Source organism: Streptomyces sp. NPDC001068, assembly GCF_042897315.1.
Classification (GTDB): Bacteria; Actinomycetota; Actinomycetes; order Streptomycetales; family Streptomycetaceae; genus Streptomyces.
This window is the reverse complement of the sequence record NZ_JBIAYD010000007.1, coordinates 331,131-347,496: the sequence shown is the minus strand read 5'-3', so window position 1 is coordinate 347,496 and position 16,366 is coordinate 331,131. Positions and strand designations below refer to the sequence as shown.

At 71.7% G+C, this 16,366-nt stretch carries 13 protein-coding genes, 1 tRNA gene and 1 pseudogene; 6 read left to right on the top strand and 9 right to left on the bottom strand.

Annotation, left to right across the window (positions count from 1 at the left end; all coding sequences use genetic code 11):
- Positions 1-239 precede the first annotated feature (239 nt).
- Both ACFY3I_RS21820 and ACFY3I_RS21815 read left to right on the top strand, forming a co-directional pair.
- Positions 240-2,438: an elongation factor G-like protein EF-G2 gene (locus tag ACFY3I_RS21820; protein WP_390862034.1), complete on the top strand. Its 2,199-nt coding sequence runs from the start codon at positions 240-242 to the stop codon at positions 2,436-2,438.
- 161 nt (positions 2,439-2,599) lie between these two features.
- Complete coding sequence (locus ACFY3I_RS21815) at positions 2,600-4,243, top strand: hypothetical protein (protein ID WP_365293286.1); 1,644 nt, start codon at positions 2,600-2,602, stop codon at positions 4,241-4,243.
- 206 nt (positions 4,244-4,449) lie between these two features.
- Here the strand turns inward: ACFY3I_RS21815 and ACFY3I_RS21810 are convergent, their stop codons facing one another.
- Positions 4,450-5,013, bottom strand: a complete 564-nt coding sequence (locus ACFY3I_RS21810) for an HIT family protein (protein ID WP_390862033.1) — start codon at positions 5,011-5,013, stop codon at positions 4,450-4,452.
- Positions 5,014-5,080: 67 nt separating this feature from the next.
- Here ACFY3I_RS21810 and ACFY3I_RS21805 point away from each other — a divergent pair, with 67 nt between their 5' ends.
- Positions 5,081-5,764 (top strand): ion channel, encoded by a 684-nt coding sequence (locus tag ACFY3I_RS21805; protein WP_365293290.1) that lies wholly within the window; start codon positions 5,081-5,083, stop codon positions 5,762-5,764.
- 31 nt (positions 5,765-5,795) lie between these two features.
- On the opposite strand, the gene thrS is transcribed toward ACFY3I_RS21805, so the two are convergent.
- The 3 genes from thrS to ACFY3I_RS21790 form a co-directional block, all read right to left on the bottom strand.
- A complete protein-coding gene (thrS, locus tag ACFY3I_RS21800; RefSeq protein WP_390862032.1) occupies positions 5,796-7,772 on the bottom strand; it encodes a threonine--tRNA ligase in 1,977 nt (658 codons plus the stop codon).
- Between the two features lie 111 nt (positions 7,773-7,883).
- Positions 7,884-9,119, bottom strand: coding sequence for a hypothetical protein (locus tag ACFY3I_RS21795; protein ID WP_390862031.1), 1,236 nt, complete (start codon positions 9,117-9,119; stop codon positions 7,884-7,886).
- A complete protein-coding gene (locus ACFY3I_RS21790; RefSeq protein WP_365293295.1) occupies positions 9,116-9,682 on the bottom strand; it encodes a DUF4365 domain-containing protein in 567 nt (188 codons plus the stop codon). Before ACFY3I_RS21790 ends, ACFY3I_RS21795 begins: the two co-directional genes overlap by 4 nt.
- A 169-nt stretch (positions 9,683-9,851) precedes the next feature.
- On the opposite strand from ACFY3I_RS21790, the gene ACFY3I_RS21785 reads away from it, so the two are divergent.
- Complete coding sequence (locus ACFY3I_RS21785) at positions 9,852-10,577, top strand: 3'-5' exonuclease (RefSeq protein WP_365293296.1); 726 nt, start codon at positions 9,852-9,854, stop codon at positions 10,575-10,577.
- Positions 10,578-10,706: 129 nt separating this feature from the next.
- On the opposite strand, the gene ACFY3I_RS21780 is transcribed toward ACFY3I_RS21785, so the two are convergent.
- The gene (locus tag ACFY3I_RS21780) at positions 10,707-11,123 is read right to left on the bottom strand and encodes an ester cyclase (protein ID WP_390862030.1); all 417 of its coding nucleotides are present in this window, start codon (positions 11,121-11,123) and stop codon (positions 10,707-10,709) included.
- 152 nt (positions 11,124-11,275) lie between these two features.
- Positions 11,276-11,647 carry a MarR family transcriptional regulator gene (locus ACFY3I_RS21775; protein ID WP_390862029.1) on the bottom strand — a complete coding sequence of 124 codons (372 nt, stop codon included), beginning with the start codon at positions 11,645-11,647 and terminating at the stop codon, positions 11,276-11,278.
- Between the two features lie 212 nt (positions 11,648-11,859).
- Between ACFY3I_RS21775 and ACFY3I_RS21770 the strand changes: the two genes are divergently transcribed.
- Positions 11,860-13,263, top strand: a complete 1,404-nt coding sequence (locus ACFY3I_RS21770; protein WP_390862028.1) for a DUF488 family protein — start codon at positions 11,860-11,862, stop codon at positions 13,261-13,263.
- Positions 13,264-13,347: 84 nt separating this feature from the next.
- Here the strand turns inward: ACFY3I_RS21770 and ACFY3I_RS21765 are convergent.
- Positions 13,348-14,244, bottom strand: a pseudogene (locus ACFY3I_RS21765) (C4-dicarboxylate ABC transporter); the annotation flags it as partial.
- A 432-nt stretch (positions 14,245-14,676) separates the two neighbouring features.
- On the opposite strand from ACFY3I_RS21765, the gene ACFY3I_RS21760 reads away from it, so the two are divergent.
- Positions 14,677-15,738: a GlxA family transcriptional regulator gene (locus ACFY3I_RS21760; protein ID WP_390862027.1), complete on the top strand. Its 1,062-nt coding sequence runs from the start codon at positions 14,677-14,679 to the stop codon at positions 15,736-15,738.
- On the opposite strand, the gene ACFY3I_RS21755 is transcribed toward ACFY3I_RS21760, so the two are convergent.
- Together ACFY3I_RS21755 and ACFY3I_RS21750 are read right to left on the bottom strand one after the other, a co-directional pair.
- A complete protein-coding gene (locus ACFY3I_RS21755; RefSeq protein WP_390862026.1) occupies positions 15,725-16,129 on the bottom strand; it encodes a nuclear transport factor 2 family protein in 405 nt (134 codons plus the stop codon). The genes ACFY3I_RS21760 and ACFY3I_RS21755 overlap by 14 nt on opposite strands.
- Before the next feature lie 135 nt (positions 16,130-16,264).
- Positions 16,265-16,339: transfer RNA gene (locus tag ACFY3I_RS21750), tRNA-Val, on the bottom strand.
- Positions 16,340-16,366: the final 27 nt, after the last annotated feature.

Sequence of the window (16,366 nt, the reverse complement as noted above, 5' to 3'; positions counted from 1 at the left end):
GCCCCGGCTGGCCCATCGTAGCCACGCGCGCGTGTGTGCGACGGGTGGGCACTCGCGGCGGGCGCCCCCGACGGCGCGCGGCGGAGGGTCGCGGGCACGATCACGTCCTTCGTATGGACGCACCGTGACGGGAGTGGAAAGCTCGAATAACCGCGGGCGTCATCGCAGCCGCCACCGCACGCGGCCCGCCATGCTCGCCCGCGCCCACACAGACCTCACCGTGCACGGGAGGCATGGCCATGGGCGACAAGGTCAAGGAACACCCCGGAGCCGCCGGCAGGGCTACGGCGGCCGACCACCCCGCGTCCGTACGGAATGTGGTGCTGGTCGGCCACTGCGGATCGGGCAAGACGACATTGGTGGAGGCTCTCGCGCTGACCGCGGGGGCGGTGAACCGGGCGGGCCGGGTGGAGGACGGCGGCACCGTCTCGGACTACGACGACATCGAGCACCGGCAGCAGCGGTCCGTACAGCTGTCGCTGGTACCGGTCGAATGGAACGGGATCAAGATCAATATCCTGGACACCCCGGGATACGCCGACTTCGTCGGTGAACTGAGGGCCGGTCTGCGCGCCGCGGACGCGGCCCTCTTCGTCGTCTCGGCCTCGGACGGGGTGGACGGCTCGACGCGGATGGTGTGGGAGGAGTGCGCGGCCGTGGGGATGCCACGGGCGATCGTCATCACGCACCTGGAGGCCGCCCGCGCGGACTTCGAGGAGATGACCCGGGTGTGCGCGGAGGCGTTCGGCGCCGACGACCCCGACGCGGTGCTCCCGCTCTACCTGCCGCTGCACGGCCCGCAGGGGCCGGACGGGCACGCGCCCGTGACCGGTCTGGTCGGGCTGCTCACACAGAAACTGTTCGACTACTCCTCCGGTGTCCGCAAGGAGTCCGAGCCCGGGCCCGACCGGCTGCCGGACATCGACGAGGCCCGCAACCGGCTGATCGAGGGGATCATCGCGGAGAGCGAGGACGAGACGCTCATGGACCGCTATCTCGGCGGCGAGCAGATCGACCTCAAGACGCTGATCGAGGACCTGGAGCGGGCCGTGGCGCGCGGGGCGTTCTTCCCGGTGCTGGCCGCGGCCCCGGCCGCCGACGGCGCCCGGCAGGGGCTCGGCACCGTGGAACTGCTGGAGCTGGTGACCGGCGGGTTCCCGACCCCGTTCGAGCACCCCACGCCGGGCGTCACCACCATCGACGGCGAGCCCCGCGAGATCAAACCCTGCGACACGGGCGGTCCGCTGGTCGCCGAGGTGGTGAAGACCGCCTCCGACCCGTACGTGGGCCGGGTCTCGCTGGTCCGGGTGTTCTCCGGCACCCTGCGCCCCGACGAGACGGTCCACGTCTCGGGGCACGGCATGGCCGACCGGGGCCACGAGGACCACGACGTCGACGAGAAGATCGGCGCCCTGTCCACGCCGTTCGGCAAGCAGCAGCGGCCGGTCACCCATGTCATCGCCGGTGACCTAGCGTGCGTGGCGAAGCTCGGCAGGGCGGAGACCGGGGACACCCTCTCGGGCCGGGACGACCCGCTGCTCATGGAGCCGTGGGAGATGCCCGACCCGCTGCTGCCGCTGGCCATCCAGGCCCACAGCAAGGCGGACGAGGACAAGCTCTCGCAGGGCCTTTCCCGGCTGGTCGCCGAGGACCCGACCATGCGGCTCGAACAGAACCAGGACACCCACCAGGTGGTGCTGTGGTGCCTGGGCGAGGCGCACGCGGACGTGGCGCTGGAGCGGCTGCGCAGCCGGTACGGCGTACAGGTGGACGTCGTACCGCACAAGGTGTCCCTCCGGGAGACGTTCGCCGGCAGGTCGGCCGGGCGCGGCCGGCACGTCAAGCAGTCCGGCGGGCACGGGCAGTTCGCGATCTGCGAGATCGAGGTGGAGCCCCTGCCGGGCGGTTCCGGCATCCAGTTCGTCGACAAGGTGGTCGGTGGCGCGGTGCCCCGGCAGTTCATCCCGTCCGTGGAGAAGGGCATCAGGGCGCAGGCCACCAAGGGAGTCGCCGCCGGCTACCAGCTGGTCGACGTGCGGGTCACCCTGCTCGACGGCAAGGCGCACTCGGTGGACTCCTCCGACGCCGCCTTCCAGACGGCGGGCGCGCTGGCGCTTCGGGAGGCCGCGGCGGACGCCAGGATCCACCTCCTCGAACCGGTGGCCGAGGTCTCCGTGCTGGTCGGCGACGACTACGTGGGCGCGGTGATGAGCGACCTGTCCGGTCGGCGCGGCCGGGTGCTGGGCACCGAGCAGACCAGTGGCGGCCGCACGCTGATCAAGGCGGAGGTGCCCGAGTTCGAGATCGGCCGGTACGCGATCGACCTGCGCTCCCTCTCGCACGGCACGGCGCGTTTCAGCCGCTCGTACGCCCGTCACGAGCCGATGCCCCCGCAGATCGCCGAGAAGATTCGCGAACAGGTCAAAGAAGCCTCGTAGGAGGCCTCATAGTCGACGACAAGGGTGTTCGGCGGACGGCTTCGGCCGTCCGCCGACGCTTGCGGGTGGCCGGGGATACCCTGAGTACTTGATCAACAGGTGTGCGGAGTACGGAAGTCGGGAAGGCCGCAGGAGCGGGACGGCGGCAAGTGGGGGCGGGAATGAGCTTCGAGGACTTCTTCGGGCCGCAGGTGCCGAGGCCGGGCGGCGAGGCGCAGGCCCCGACCTATGCCCTGGCCTCGGCGGCCTACCGGGACACGCCGATGGAGGACATCAAGAAGGCCGACAACGAATGGCACCAGTCCACGGTCAACGAGGGCCGCAAGTGGGCGAAGATCTTCCGGCCCAACTTCGGTGAGGCGTACTCCCAGGCGGTCATCGACCGCATGCTGGGCGTGGGCCGCAAGCCGCTGATCCAGTCCTTCGGCAGCGAGCCGCAGGTGGTCGTCGAGCACTGCCTGGCGGCCAACCGCATCCGCAAGGAACGCGACCAGCGGCTGACCGCCATCATGTTCGTGTGCGGCGTGCTGTTCCTGCCCGGTCTGATGGTCTGGCTGCTGCTCTTCCAGCTCCGGGCGACCATGATGAAGGCCGACAACAAGCGGGTCTCCGGGCTCGGCAGCGCCCTGCTGGCCGCCGTCGGCGTGCTCGCGGTGATCTTCCTGATCCGGATGCCGTTCACCGGCTTCTGGGGCTGGTACGCACGCGGCTGCATCGTGCTCCCCGTCGTCGGCTGGTACCTGGCCAAGCGGCTCTGCGAGCGGACCGCGACGAACCTGCGCGAGGCCTGGGGCGGTCTGCTCTCCGGCGGCAGTGTCGGCGCGAAGGTCCCCGAGGCGGTGCCGACCAGCCCCGACCAGGCCGCGGCCGAGCAGCTGCGCCAGTCACTGGCCCGGCTCAGCGCCGAGCAGCAGTCCAACTCGGTCTTCTACGCCGGCAGCAAGGGCATCCTCGGCATGGGCACCCGCTGGGGTTCCTGGGTGCTCGCGGAGGAACTGGTCCCCCTCGACCCGGTCAAGGGCGTGCACGAGTTCCGGGCCTGGACGGTCGTCCGGGAGATCGAGAAGGAGCTCAGCGTGCTGCACCGGCAGCACCTGAAGACCGGCGGCTTCCCCGAGCCCCAGGTCAAGCACTGGATCGTCACCCATGTCGGAGCGGGCGCCAAGGCGGTGTCCAGGTCCGAGGGCACCAACTACAAGGTGGGCCCCAAGGACGTCGAGGACATCTGCAACAACAACCACTTCGACAAGGGCGACCGCCACTACCTGGGCGTGCAGTGGCCGTACCTGTGGAACGGCGACCTGATCATCACGATGATGGCGACCGTGACCGTGCTGAAGGAGACCCTGCGCATCGAGGTCACCGGCCACGCCCTCGGCCCGGTCAACGGCCTGTTCAACGGCAAGCCCGAGGCGCCCACCAAGACGGTCGCCAAGACCGTGCGGTTCTGGGAGACCCGCACCGTCAAGCTGCCGCTGGTCACCCCCGACGAGGTGGTCCGCGTCGCCGCCCGGGCCACCGTCAGCTGGTACCCGCCGCTGCTGAAGTGGCTCGGCGGTTCGATAGGGCTGCCCGAGCCGTTCGGCCTGCGGCACGCCTGGGCCGACCAGCCCTGGGACCACCGCTTCATGGCGGACGACGCGCTGCGCGCCGCCACGCCGATACTCCGCGCCGTGCACCGGGCCGCGCTCAGCGTCCTGCGGGAGCACGACGTCGACATCGACAAGTTCACCTCGCGGGCCGGCAACCTCAGCGGTGCGGTGCAGGACGCGTCCCCGAAGAAGGCCGACAAGTACGACGCGTGAGCCCCGGGCGGCCGAGCCGAAACGCGAAACGGGGGGGCACCGGTGGGCTGCCCCCCTCGGCTGAGCCGAAGCGGGCGGCGAAGCGGGAGCCGAAGCCGGCGCCGCCGCAGGGCTGTCGCCCCGCCCCCGCTTCGGCCTCGACGGCTCGTCCTCACATGCCCGACGGGCTGATCACACGGCTCGTCCTCACAGACCCGACGGGCTGATCACGCCGCCGTCGGCCAGGCCTCGGCCAGCATCTTGCGGGTGTCGGCCAGCAGTTGGGGCAGCACCCGGGTGTGGCCCACCACCGGCATGAAGTTCGTGTCGCCGCCCCACCGGGGCACGATGTGCTGGTGGAGGTGGGCCGCGATGCCCGCGCCGGCCACCGCGCCCTGGTTCATGCCGATGTTGAAGCCGTGCGCGCCGGACGCCGCGCGCAGTGCCGTCATCGCCTGCTTGGTCAGCTCGGCCAGCTCGACCGTCTCCGGACCGGTCAGGTCCGTGTAGTCGGCGACGTGGCGGTACGGGACCGTCATCAGGTGGCCGCCGTTGTACGGGTACAGGTTGAGCACCGCGTAGACGTGCTCACCGCGCCGTACGATCAGCCCGTCCTCGTCGGACTTGGCCGGGATCGAGCAGAAGGGACAGCCGTCCTCGGCCCCCGGACCGGTCGGCTTGTTCTCGCCCTGGATGTAGGCCATCCGGTGGGGCGTCCACAGGCGCTGGAACGCGTCCTGCGTCCCCACTCCGATCTGCTGTTCCGGCTCACTCGTCATGCTAGGCAGCATATGGCTTCGCCCGTTCGCGGCGTGTCGCCGGGGCCAGCGGAAACCCCTGGGCGGCGAAGCTGTGCGGATGGACGACGACAGCCGCCTGGACCGCTGGCAGCGGGGGACGGACCTCCCGCTCGGCATCGCGTCCCTGGTCTTCCTGGGCGCGTACGCGGTGCACGTGCTGGCGCCGGGCCTGCCCCGGTCCGTGCACATCGTGTTCCTGTCGCTGACCTACGCGGCCTGGGCGCTGTTCGCGGTCGACTACGGGGTGCGCTGGCGGCTCAGCGGCACGGGCCCGCACTTCGTCCGCCGGCAGTGGCTGGACACCGTCGTCCTGCTGCTGCCCCTGCTGCGGCCGGTGCAGATCGTGCGCACCTACGAGGCAATCCAGCGCAGGCACGGACGCACCCGGCTCGCGCTGCAGGCCCGGGTGATGGCCTACGCGAGCCTGTCGATCACCCTGCTCGGCTTCGCCGGGGCGCTCGCCGTCTACCAGGTCGAGCGGGGTGCCCCGAACGCCACCATCCACACGTTCGGCGACTCCGTGTGGTGGACGTGCTCGACGCTGTCCACCGTCGGCTACGGCGACGTGACCCCGGTGACCACACTCGGCCGGACCATCGCGGTGGGGCTGATGGCCTGTGGCATCGCCCTGCTCGGCGCGGTCACCGGTTCGTTCTCCTCGATGCTGCTGCAGCGGTTCGCGGTGGAGGGCGAGGAGGACGCGCTGCCGGGCGCGACGGTACGGAGGCCCCCGGAGAAGTGATCTCCGGGGGCCTCCGGGACGGCGGGCGGGATCAGACCTGGGTCCGCTCCTCGACCACCTGGGCGATCTTGGCGATGGCCTCCTCGAAGGGGATGCCGTTCTCCTGCGAGCCGTCGCGGTACCGGAAGGAGACCGAGCCGGCCGTCATGTCCTCGTCGCCCGCGATGACCATGAAGGGCACCTTCTGCTTCTGGGCGTTGCGGATCTTCTTCTGCATGCGGTCCGAGGAGGCGTCCACCTCGACCCGCAGGCCCTTCTTCCTGGCCTCGGCCGCGAACTTCTGCAGGTACTCGACGTGTCCGTCGCCGATCGGGATGCCGACCGCCTGGACCGGCGCCAGCCACGCCGGGAAGGCACCCGCGTAGTGCTCCAGGAGTACCGCGAAGAACCGCTCGATGGAGCCGAACAGGGCGCGGTGGATCATCACCGGGCGCTGCTTGGTGCCGTCGGCGGCGGTGTACTCGAGGTCGAACCGCTCGGGCAGGTTGAAGTCGAGCTGCACGGTCGACATCTGCCAGGTGCGGCCGATGGCGTCCTTGGTCTGCACGGAGATCTTCGGGCCGTAGAAGGCGGCGCCGCCCGGGTCGGGGACGAGCGGGAGGCCCTGCTTCTCGGCGACCGAGCGGAGCGTCTCGGTCGCCTCCTCCCAGACCTCGTCGGAGCCGACGAACTTCTCCGGGTCCTTGGTGGACAGCTCCAGGTAGAAGTCGGTGAGGCCGTAGTCGCGCAGCAGGTTCAGGACGAAGGTGAGCGTCTTGTCGAGCTCCTCCGCCATCTGCTCCTTGGTGCAGTAGATGTGCGCGTCGTCCTGGGTGAAGCCGCGGGCCCGGGTCAGGCCGTGCACGACACCGGACTTCTCGTAGCGGTACACGGTCCCGAACTCGAAGAGGCGCAGCGGCAGTTCACGGTAGGAGCGGCCGCGCGCGTCGAAGATCAGGTTGTGCATCGGGCAGTTCATGGGCTTGAGGTAGTAGTCCACGCCCTCGTCGAGCTGCATGGGCGGGTACATGCCGTCGGCGTACCAGTCCAGGTGCCCGGAGGTCTCGAAGAGCTTCCCCTTGGTGGCGTGCGGGGTGTAGACGAACTCGTAGCCCTCCTCCTCGTGCCGGCGGCGCGAGTAGTCCTCCATCACCCGGCGGATCACGCCGCCCTTGGGGTGGAAGACGGCGAGGCCGGAGCCGATCTGCTCCGGGATGGAGAACAGGTCCAGCTCGTTGCCCAGCTTGCGGTGGTCGCGCTTCTCGGCCTCGGCGAGGAAGTCGAGGTGCTCCTTCAGCTCGTCCTTGGACGGCCAGGCGGTGCCGTAGATGCGCTGGAGCATCGGGTTCTTCTCGCTGCCGCGCCAGTAGGCGGCCGCGTTGCGCATCAGCTTGAACGCCGGGATCAGACGGGTGGAGGGCAGGTGGGGACCGCGGCAGAGGTCCTTCCAGCACAACTCGCCGGTCTTGGCGTCCAGGTTGTCGTAGATCGTCAGCTCGCCGGCGCCGACCTCGACGTCCGCGCCGTCGTCACCGGAGGCCGAGCCCTTGAGGCCGATCAGCTCCAGCTTGTACGGCTCGTCGGCCAGTTCCTCGCGGGCGGCCTCGTCGGTCACCACGCGGCGGGAGAACTTCTGGCCGCGCTTCTGGATCTCCTGCATCTTCTTCTCGATGGCCTTGAGGTCATCGGGGTGGAAGGGCTTCTCGACGTCGAAGTCGTAGTAGAAGCCGTCCTTGACGGGCGGCCCGATGCCGAGCTTGGCCTCGGGGAACAGCTCCTGCACGGCCTGGGCCATGACGTGCGCGGTGGAGTGGCGCAGGATGTTCAGGCCGTCCTCGGAGGAGATCTCGACGCCCTCGACGGTCTCGCCGTCCTTCAGCTCGTACGCGAGGTCCCTGAGCTCTCCGTCCACGCGCGCGGCGACGATCGAGCGCTCGCCGGCGAAGAGCTCGGCGGCCGTGGTGCCCGTCGCCACCACGCGCTCGTCCCGCTCGGAATCGCGTTGGATGATCACACGGACGTCTGACACCGGTCTCTCCTGACTGAAGACGAATGCGGGCGCCGTACGAGGAGCGCGCGCCATACCGGATCGTACCGACCCGGCACCGCCGACCGCTAAACGGTTACCCGGCGTCCCCGGTCAGTCGCAGTCGTCCCCGCTGCACGCCTCCTCGAAGAAGGCCAGCTCCTTGGCGGTCTCCTGGATCGACTTCAGCAGCCGGTCCCGCTCGGCCTCGTCCACCTGCACCGGTACGACCCCGGAGGCGCCGGACAGCCGCCGGAACCCGCCGCGGCTCTCCAGCCGGCCGCGCACCCGTACCGGCAGCCCGACCAGATGCGCCTGCCCGGCGGTCCGGTAGTCCTCCTCGTCGAGGGTGACCCGGACGTAGGGCACCTCGGCACCGGCGATGACCCGCAGCCGTACCGCGCCCTCGCCGCGCGGCTCCGTGCGGCGCATCCGGACCACGGTGCCGGTGATCCGGACGGGCACGGAGGGTTCGTCGCGCAGGAAGCGGGCGCCCGCCTCGCGCAGCACGGGCAGGTCGCCGGGCGAGAACTCGACGGGCTCGGCGGTCGAGGCGCAGTCGTCGGGGACACCGGCGCCAGGCGCCCACTCGACGGATATCCGGGCGCCCTCGGTGCCGCGCACCAGCATGGCCAGGGCGTCGGTGAGCTCCCGGCTGACGCCCGCCTCGACGGCCGCGTCGAAGGCGTCCATGCCACCGGTGGCCCGCTGGTAGTCGATGGCCTCGCGGGCGGCGTACAGGGCCTGGTGAAGGCGTACGGCCAGCGGCCGCCCGGTGGCCACGGGCACGAAGGCGGTCAGGCCCCGGCCGCCGTCCGCCGAGCCGACGAGGACGGACTCCAGCAGGGCGGCGGCGGCTCGCTTGTGCCGGGCGCCGTAGTAACCGGCACGCGCGTGCGTGGCGAGCGCGCCGGCCAGCAGGGTCTGGCGGGCCGCGCCGCGCAGCTGCTCCTCGACCGTCCAGGGCGCGGCGTCCGCGGGCCCGCTCGGCACATCCCGCCACCAGCGGATCTCGTCGCTGGGCACCGCGAGGCCGACCAGTACCTCGCGCGCGGCGGGCGTGCCACTGCGCACGAGAGCCGTGAGCGCCTCCCCGAGCAGGTCGTCACTGTCCGGGAAGGCGCGGCTCTCGGGCACGAGCAGGCTGGTGCCGGTGTTGCCCGGCCCCGGTGGGGTCCAGCGGCCGTACCGGCCGGGGGCGCCGCCGCGCCGCTGCCAGCCGTGCCGGCGCAGCAGCGCGCCGAGCACCGCGGGGTCGACGTCGGTGGGCTCGGGAGGGTGGTTCCAGTGCGGGTCCACCGGGTGCGGCCGGACTTCCCGCAGCTGCTCCTCGTACGGACGGTGCCTCATGGTCGTCCTCCCGTCCCGACCCGCGTCATGATCTCGCAGAGCGCCCGGTCGTCGAAGATGCGCGAGGTCGGGACCCGCACGGTGGTCCGGGTCCGGCCGGTGATCGGATGCCCTGCCAGGTTGACCCAGTAGCAGCAGTGGCGCAGGTCGAGCCGGTCGTGGCTGGCGCGCAGCCAGTCGTCCTGGGAGCGCGGAACCAGCATCACCACGAGGATCTTGTGCACCGACACCGGCGTGCGGGCGAGCTTGCGCAGGTGGTCGTTGTCCAGCGTGAAGGAGAAGAAACGTCCCGGCGGGTTGGGTGCGATCTGGTACGTGCACTTGAGCTGCACCTTGATCGTCACCTCGTCGTCGACGGTGTGACCGGGCGAGCCGTGACTGACGTGCCAGTCGATGCCGTTGTCCGGGAACGGCTGCGAGAGCGAGCAGCCGGCCGCCGCGGCGACGGCGTGCAGATATCCCACCTGCAGTGTCTCCATGCAGGCGGTGGTGGCGAGTGTGCCGCGATGGGGGCCCGTGCGTTCGGGCAGCAGCCCGCCCCGCTCGGGCTGCGCTATCGCCATGACCAAATGCCTTCCCAGCCAAAGAGTTTCCCCGTGGCGGGCCGCTGAACTGCAAAGACCCGCACTCCTGTTGTGTCCTTCCGGCGTACGCCGCAAACGGCCCGGGTATCACCAAACGGGCAGAAGACGGAACGTCAGCTGCCGTGGGTGAACGAGGAGTTGTATTGGCATGACGTGCTGGTACGAGGGGCCCTTGGCGGCCTTCGACACGGAGACCACGGGCGTGGACGTGGAGACCGACCGCATCGTGTCCGCCGCGGTCGTCGTCCAGGACGCCCCGGGCACCCGGCCCCGGGTGACCCGCTGGCTGGTCAACCCGGGCATGCCGGTGCCGGAAGCGGCGACGGCGGTGCACGGGTTGACGGACGAACACCTGCAGCGCAACGGCCGTTGGCCGGCGCCGGTGATGTACGAGATAGCCGAGCATCTGGCCGAGCACGCGGCGATGCACCGCCCGCTGGTGGTGATGAACGCGCCGTTCGATCTGACGCTCCTGGACCGCGAGTTGCGACGGCACCGGGCGTCCGCGCTGGACCGCTGGTTCGAGGCGAGCCCCCTGCTCGTCCTCGACCCGCGGGTCCTGGACAAGCATCTGGACCGCTACCGCAAGGGCCGCCGCACCCTGACCGACCTCTGCGCGCACTACGAGGTCACCCTGGAGGGCGCGCACGACGCGGCCGCCGACGCGCTGGCCTCGCTGGAACTGGTACGGGCGCTGGGCCGCCGGTTCGCGGCCCGGCTGGAGCGCCTGAGCCCCGCCGAGCTGCACACCCTGCAGACGACGTGGCACGCGGCGCAGGCGCGCGGGCTTCAGGCCTGGTTCGCGCGCAGTGGCACACCGGAGACGGTGAACACGTACTGGCCGCTACGGCCGGACCTGCCGACGGCGGCGTGAGCGGCGGGGCGCCGGCGACCCGGCGCCCCGCCCATCACGGCGTCACCTCAGGACCTCACCGCGGGGTTCCCTGCACGGCCCCGCCTCAGGACCTCACCGGGGGTTCCGCTTCACGGCGTCACGCACGCCTCACACCGGCGCGAGGCCGAGCTGTTGCAGCATGCCGAGCTGGTCACTGCTGCCCCAGCGTTCGACGAGCTTGCCGTCACCGTCGAAGCGGCTGATCTGCATGCCCCGGTAACTCACCTTCCGGCCGGTCGCCGGATGCCCCATGAGCGGTCCCAGGTGCGTGCCGGAGATGACATAGGCGAAGGCCAACTCGTCGTCGGTGGCCATCAGATGCTCCACCTGGACGTTCAGGTCGGGGAAGGCCTCCCGCAGTTCGCCGAACATGCCCTTGTAGCCGTCGGGTCCCGGCCCCTGTCCCGGGGCGGGATCGTGGTCGACCGAGTCGGCGGCGACGATCCGGTCGAGGGCGTCGAGGTCGCCGGAGACGACGGCCTCGCCGAAGGCGGTCTGCGCGGCGATGTTCGCTTCCTGAGCCATGGGCCCTCCCGATGGCGTCCCGGGGCACCGGCATGTGCGTCTTTGACCGTACCCCGGGCGCTCACCAGCGGCATGTCCGCACCGTGGCCGGGCGCACCAGGTCCCGGGAACCGGCGCTGCGACCGGAGAGGTTCACCGGCTCGCCCTTCCGGTCACAGCTCCAGGTGCCTGCCCAGCAGCGCCCGCGCGGTCCTCTCGGCATCCGTGTACCTGGCGCGTCCCGCGTCGGTCAGCGTGACCTCGACCGTCCTGCGGTCCCCGGCACGTCGACGGCGGTCGACGAGTCCGGCCGCCTGGAGGTCCTTGAGGACGTAGGTCATCCGGGTGCCCGACTCCTGGAGGAACGCGGTCAGCCGGGCCACCGGGACGGGCCCGTCCCCGGCCTCGGCGACGGCACCGAGCACCAGGTAGCCGTGGAGCGACAGCCCGTGCACGGCCCGCAGTTCGCCGTGCAGGTGCCCCAGGGCGGGCAGGATCGGGGAAGGCCGCCGTCGGATGCCGTCCGAGGGGTCGGTGTCGTTCATGTCGCTCCAGGAGTGGGGCCCCGCGGCCGCGGACGCGGCCGGACCATCACAACCAGGGACCGCACCCGGCCGATCGCGGGCGGAGCGGACACGAAGCCCTCGGATCAGGACACCGACTCCACTCGGACATTCGCCATCTCATCGCCCGAAAGGTCATGGAGCGCACATTCCACTAATATGCACTTGCCGCAAGAGCTGCCGGAGCGTATGCCATGGCCAAGCAGATCATCTGTCGCGGGATCCACGGACAACCGCCGCCTTCCGAGGACGGCGGGAGTACCGAACGGGTGCTGGTCGACCGCACCTGGCCGCAGGGCGTCCACCGGCGCGACGCACCGCTCGACGCCTGGCTGCGGGAGGTCGCGCCCTCCACCGGCCTGCAGCGCTGGTACGGCGACCACCCGCACCGGTTCGGCGAGTTCCGTCGCCGCTACCTGGTCGAACTGGGCGATCCGGAGCACCGCCGCGAACTCGCCCGGCTCCAGGATCTGGCCGAGCGCCGAAGCCTCACGCTGCTCACCGCGGCCCGGGACACGGACCGCGGCCATGCCGCGGTCCTCGCCGAGTGGCTCACCGACCACGGCGCTCCCCCGCCCCCTCCCCACGTGACGGACGTCAATGCCGGGGCGCTCGCCTTCGTCATGGGCACCGGAATCGTCTCCACCTGCCTGTACGCCGTCGGCGCCGGGACCTTGTCTGCCGTGCTGCTCTGGGTGGCCCTGGCCGGCTTCGCGGTTCTGGTGCCCGCCTACGCCTGGCGGCTGGTGCGCCGCCGGGAACGGCTGGTCGCGGATCTCCTCGGACCTCGCGCCTTCGCCTTCCTCACGCTGGCCATCTCCTCCAACGTGCTGGCCGCACGCCTCGTCCCGGGCGGCCACACCGCGGTGGCCGGCGCGTTCCTGGCGTTCGGCGCACTCGCCTGGCTGGTGCTGGACTACGGCATTCCGCTCACGCTCATCACGACCACGCGACGGGGCCCGGTGCTCGACCAGGCGAACGGCACCTGGTTCCTGTGGGCGGTGGCCTCGGAGTCCGTGGCGGTGGCGGCCGCCGCACTGGCCCCGGCGGCGCCGGGGCCGGTGCTGCCGGTGGTGGCGTTGGTGTGCTGGGGCGTCGGGCTGGTGCAGTACCTGCTGACCGCCGGCATCGTGCTGGCCCGGATGCTGGTCCGGCCGGTGCGGGCACAGGCCCTCATGACGTCGGTCTGGATCTGCATGGGTGCGGCGGCGATCGCCGTGCTCGCCGGGGTGCGGCTGGTCTCGCTCCCGCCGGGGACCCTGTCACCGACGCGTCCGGTCGTCCTCGGGGCGTGCGTGATCCTGTGGTCGTTCGCCAGCTGGCTGGTGCCGTTCCTGCTGGCTCTGGGGGTGTGGCGGCACGCCCTGCGCGGCGTGCCGCTGCGCTACGACCTCGGCTGGTGGAACCTCGTCTTCCCGGTCGGCATGTACGCGGTCACCACGCACGAACTGGGACGCGTGACCGGAACCTCCTGGATGGCCGTCGCCGGCCGCTGGGAGGTCTGGGTCGCCGCGGTGTTCTGGGCCCTCGTGTTCTTCGCCATGGCCGCACGTCTGCTCCGGTCCCGCGCCTCGCGGCCGGGCGCGGGGGCGAGGTGACCGGCGGACGGCGTGCCGCAGGGAGTGCCAGGTGACCACCGCCCACGCGGCGACGAGCACCACGTACAGGGCGACGGCGGTCCACACGAACAGCTCTGACCCGGTGCGGACGGCCAACGCGCTGGTGCCGGTCACGCAGGCACCGAGCGGGAAGATGAAGGACCACCAGGTGGGTGCGAAGGGCAGCCCCCGCCTCACCTCCCGCACGGTCAGCGCGGTGGCGAGCACCAGCCACAGGGTGGCGAAACCCCATATCCCGATCCCGCCCAGCAGGGCGGCGACGGCGCTGCCCCGCGCGTACGGGGCGGGCAGCGCGCTCGGCGCCGCCGTGGCCAGCGCACCCAGCGCGGTCACCGCCTGGTCCAGGGCCCCCACCCCGATCCAGACCGTGGGCACGGTCACGCCGCTGGGCGCTTCGTGGTGCACCAGCCGGCTGTACACCATGGCCAGCACCAGCAGCACCGCCACCAGGCCGAGCCCGAGCATCGCGTAGCAGCCCAGCAGCAGGGCGAGCCGGGGCTGTCCGGGCGCCGCCCTCGGGACCAGCAGGGCGCCCGTCGCGGCGGACACCATCGGCGGCACCACCGGCAGCAGCCAGCCGCCGAACGCCGCGTCCGCGGTGAAACGGTGACGGGTGACCATCAGGTACGGCACCGCACACGCGGTGACGAGACCGAGCACCGTGCCGGCCGACCACAGCACCCAGTCCACGTCCACCGCCGCCCGCTCCCCGATCAGCCGCCGGCCGAGCAGCAGCGTTCCGGACCCGACGGTCAGCAGTGCCATCGGCGGCGCTCCGAAGAACTGGGCAAGCACCGGATCACCGGCGTGCGCGCGCAGCATCCTCTGCCCGAGATATCGGAGGCCCAGCACGGTCAGCAGCAGCGCGGCCCCCGCCCAGACCACCGTGGCGGCCACGTCGAGACCGGGAAGGCTCCGCGGCAGGGTGGCCGCCGCCGACGCGACGATCCCGGTACCCATGACGGCCGCGAACCAGCTGGGCGCGAGCCGCGCTCGCCCCCAGCGGTGCGCTCCGCCGGGCCGGCCCCGGCTACGTTCCGAATCGCCCGGAACCGGGCTGTCCTCGGACGGGATTGCTTGGCTGGTACTGGAGTGGGGTGGCACGGCGTGGAGCGCCTTCTCTTCTCGTGTCGGATGCGTCACCGTCCGGGGCCGGCAACGGCAACGGGCCGGCCGGCGCCGGCCGACACCCGGCAGCTCACGGGGCGCGGCCGAGACCGGCGGCCCGTCGGCGTCTCCGAACCTAGGGGGCGGACCGGATCCCGCCACAGAGCAGCACGTGCCACGACGCCCTCACTCCAGGACATCGGGGCACCGCCCGGCCGGGTGAATTGGGAGGCCGGACCCGGTGGGCCTAATGTGGAGCGAGTTCGTCCGGCCAGGAGGCACACGATGAAGGACAGCCCGTCAGGCAGGAAACCGCTGCTGGTGACCGTGCTGGTCTTCCCCGGCGTTCGCCTGCTCGACGTCACCGGCCCGATCGAGGTGTTCTCCTCGGCCAACGACTTCGGCGGCCGCTACCGCGTGCGCACGGTGTCCTCGGACGGCGCCGACGTGCTCACCGCGTCCGGCACCGGCCTGCACGTCGACCTGTCCGCGGCGCAGGCCCAGGACCCCGGCGACGTGCTCGTCGTACCCGGCGGCCCCGAGTGGCCGACCCTGGTCAAGGACGACGCCCTGCTGGACACCGTGCGGGCACTCGACGCGCACAGCCGCCGTACCGCGTCCATCTGCACCGGTGCCTTCCTGCTCGCCGCGGCCGGACTGCTCGACGGCCGCACGGCGACGACGCACTGGCGCTTCACCGACCAGCTCGCCCTGCGCTACCCGCGGGTGACCGTGTCGCCCGACGCCCTGTTCGTCCGCGACGGCCACATCATGACCTCGGCGGGCGTCAGCTCGGGCATCGACCTGTCGCTCGCCCTGGTGGAGGAGCACTTCGGCGCCGACGTCGCCCGCGCCGTCGCCAAGGACATGGTGGTGTTCATGCAGCGGCCGGGCGGCCAGTCGCAGTTCAGCGTCCGCTCCCGGACTCCGCACGCGCGGCAGGAGACCCTGCGCCGGGTCCTGGACGCGGTAGCCGAGGACCCGTCCGCCGACCACACCCTGGCGGCCATGGCCCGCCGGGCGGGTGTGAGTTCCCGTCACATGACGCGCCTGTTCCACGAGGAGACGGCCACCACCCCGGCCCGCTACGTCGAGCGGATCCGCATGGAAGCCGCCCAGGCCATGCTGGAGAGCGGCGACGACCCCCTGGCCACGGTGGCGCGGCGCACCGGCTTCGGCTCGCCCGAGTCGCTGCGCCGGGCCTTCACCCGCAACCTCGGCATCACGCCGGGAACCTACCGGGCACGCTTCCGTACGACGAACACGACGGACACCACGGAGCCGTCGGTCCCGTCGGGTGCGGCGGACGCGCCGGGAGCGCCGGCGTCGGCGGTCAGGTGCCCGTGACGGTCCGCCCCGGCATCGGCTCGGCGAGCGCGGCCCGCCAGGCCGGCGTGGCGAACGGGCCGGCGAAGTACTGGGTCTCGTGCACCACATGCCGGTCGGCGAACTCCATGACGCTCACCGAGTACGACGGGACGCCGTCGTAGGTGATCACGCACTCGCTCACCCACAGGTTCGCGTGACCGGTGATCCGCTGGACGGTGAAGTGCCGGTCGGCGGGGTGCCCGCCGCGCTGGGCCGCGATCGTGTCCCGCCCCCGGAAACGCTCGCCGGACTGCGGGTAGTCGAGGATCGCGTCCGCCGCGTAGAGGGTGTGCTCGGCTTCGACGTCACCGCGTTCCGAGGCCCGCCAGTGTTCTTCGATCGCGGCCCTGATCAGGGAATCCACGTCCATGGCACCGCCCTTCCGCAGCGACGTCAGCCTAGACGCCCCCGGCCGGGGCGGCCCGGGGCACGGGGCCGGGAGGTCCGCCGTTCGGCCGGGTCACACGCAAAAGGCCGGTCCGCACTGGCGGACCGGCCTTCCCGGTGGTGGGCGATACTGGGTTCGAACCAGTGACCTCTTCGGTGTGAACGAAGCGCTCTCCCACTGAGCTAATCGCCCGGGAACGCAGTGAACGATACAGGGACC

Coding starts and splice junctions, on each gene's coding strand:
- ACFY3I_RS21790 (WP_365293295.1), bottom strand. CDS start 9,682: ATGGCGATAGCGCAGCCCGAGCGGGGCGGGCTGCTGCCCGAACGCACG.
- ACFY3I_RS21785 (WP_365293296.1), top strand. CDS start 9,852: ATGACGTGCTGGTACGAGGGGCCCTTGGCGGCCTTCGACACGGAGACC.
- ACFY3I_RS21780 (WP_390862030.1), bottom strand. CDS start 11,123: ATGGCTCAGGAAGCGAACATCGCCGCGCAGACCGCCTTCGGCGAGGCC.
- ACFY3I_RS21770 (WP_390862028.1), top strand. CDS start 11,860: ATGGCCAAGCAGATCATCTGTCGCGGGATCCACGGACAACCGCCGCCT.
- ACFY3I_RS21755 (WP_390862026.1), bottom strand. CDS start 16,129: ATGGACGTGGATTCCCTGATCAGGGCCGCGATCGAAGAACACTGGCGG.
- ACFY3I_RS21775 (WP_390862029.1), bottom strand. CDS start 11,647: ATGAACGACACCGACCCCTCGGACGGCATCCGACGGCGGCCTTCCCCG.
- ACFY3I_RS21810 (WP_390862033.1), bottom strand. CDS start 5,013: ATGCTGCCTAGCATGACGAGTGAGCCGGAACAGCAGATCGGAGTGGGG.
- ACFY3I_RS21805 (WP_365293290.1), top strand. CDS start 5,081: ATGGACGACGACAGCCGCCTGGACCGCTGGCAGCGGGGGACGGACCTC.
- ACFY3I_RS21760 (WP_390862027.1), top strand. CDS start 14,677: ATGAAGGACAGCCCGTCAGGCAGGAAACCGCTGCTGGTGACCGTGCTG.
- ACFY3I_RS21795 (WP_390862031.1), bottom strand. CDS start 9,119: ATGAGGCACCGTCCGTACGAGGAGCAGCTGCGGGAAGTCCGGCCGCAC.
- ACFY3I_RS21815 (WP_365293286.1), top strand. CDS start 2,600: ATGAGCTTCGAGGACTTCTTCGGGCCGCAGGTGCCGAGGCCGGGCGGC.
- ACFY3I_RS21820 (WP_390862034.1), top strand. CDS start 240: ATGGGCGACAAGGTCAAGGAACACCCCGGAGCCGCCGGCAGGGCTACG.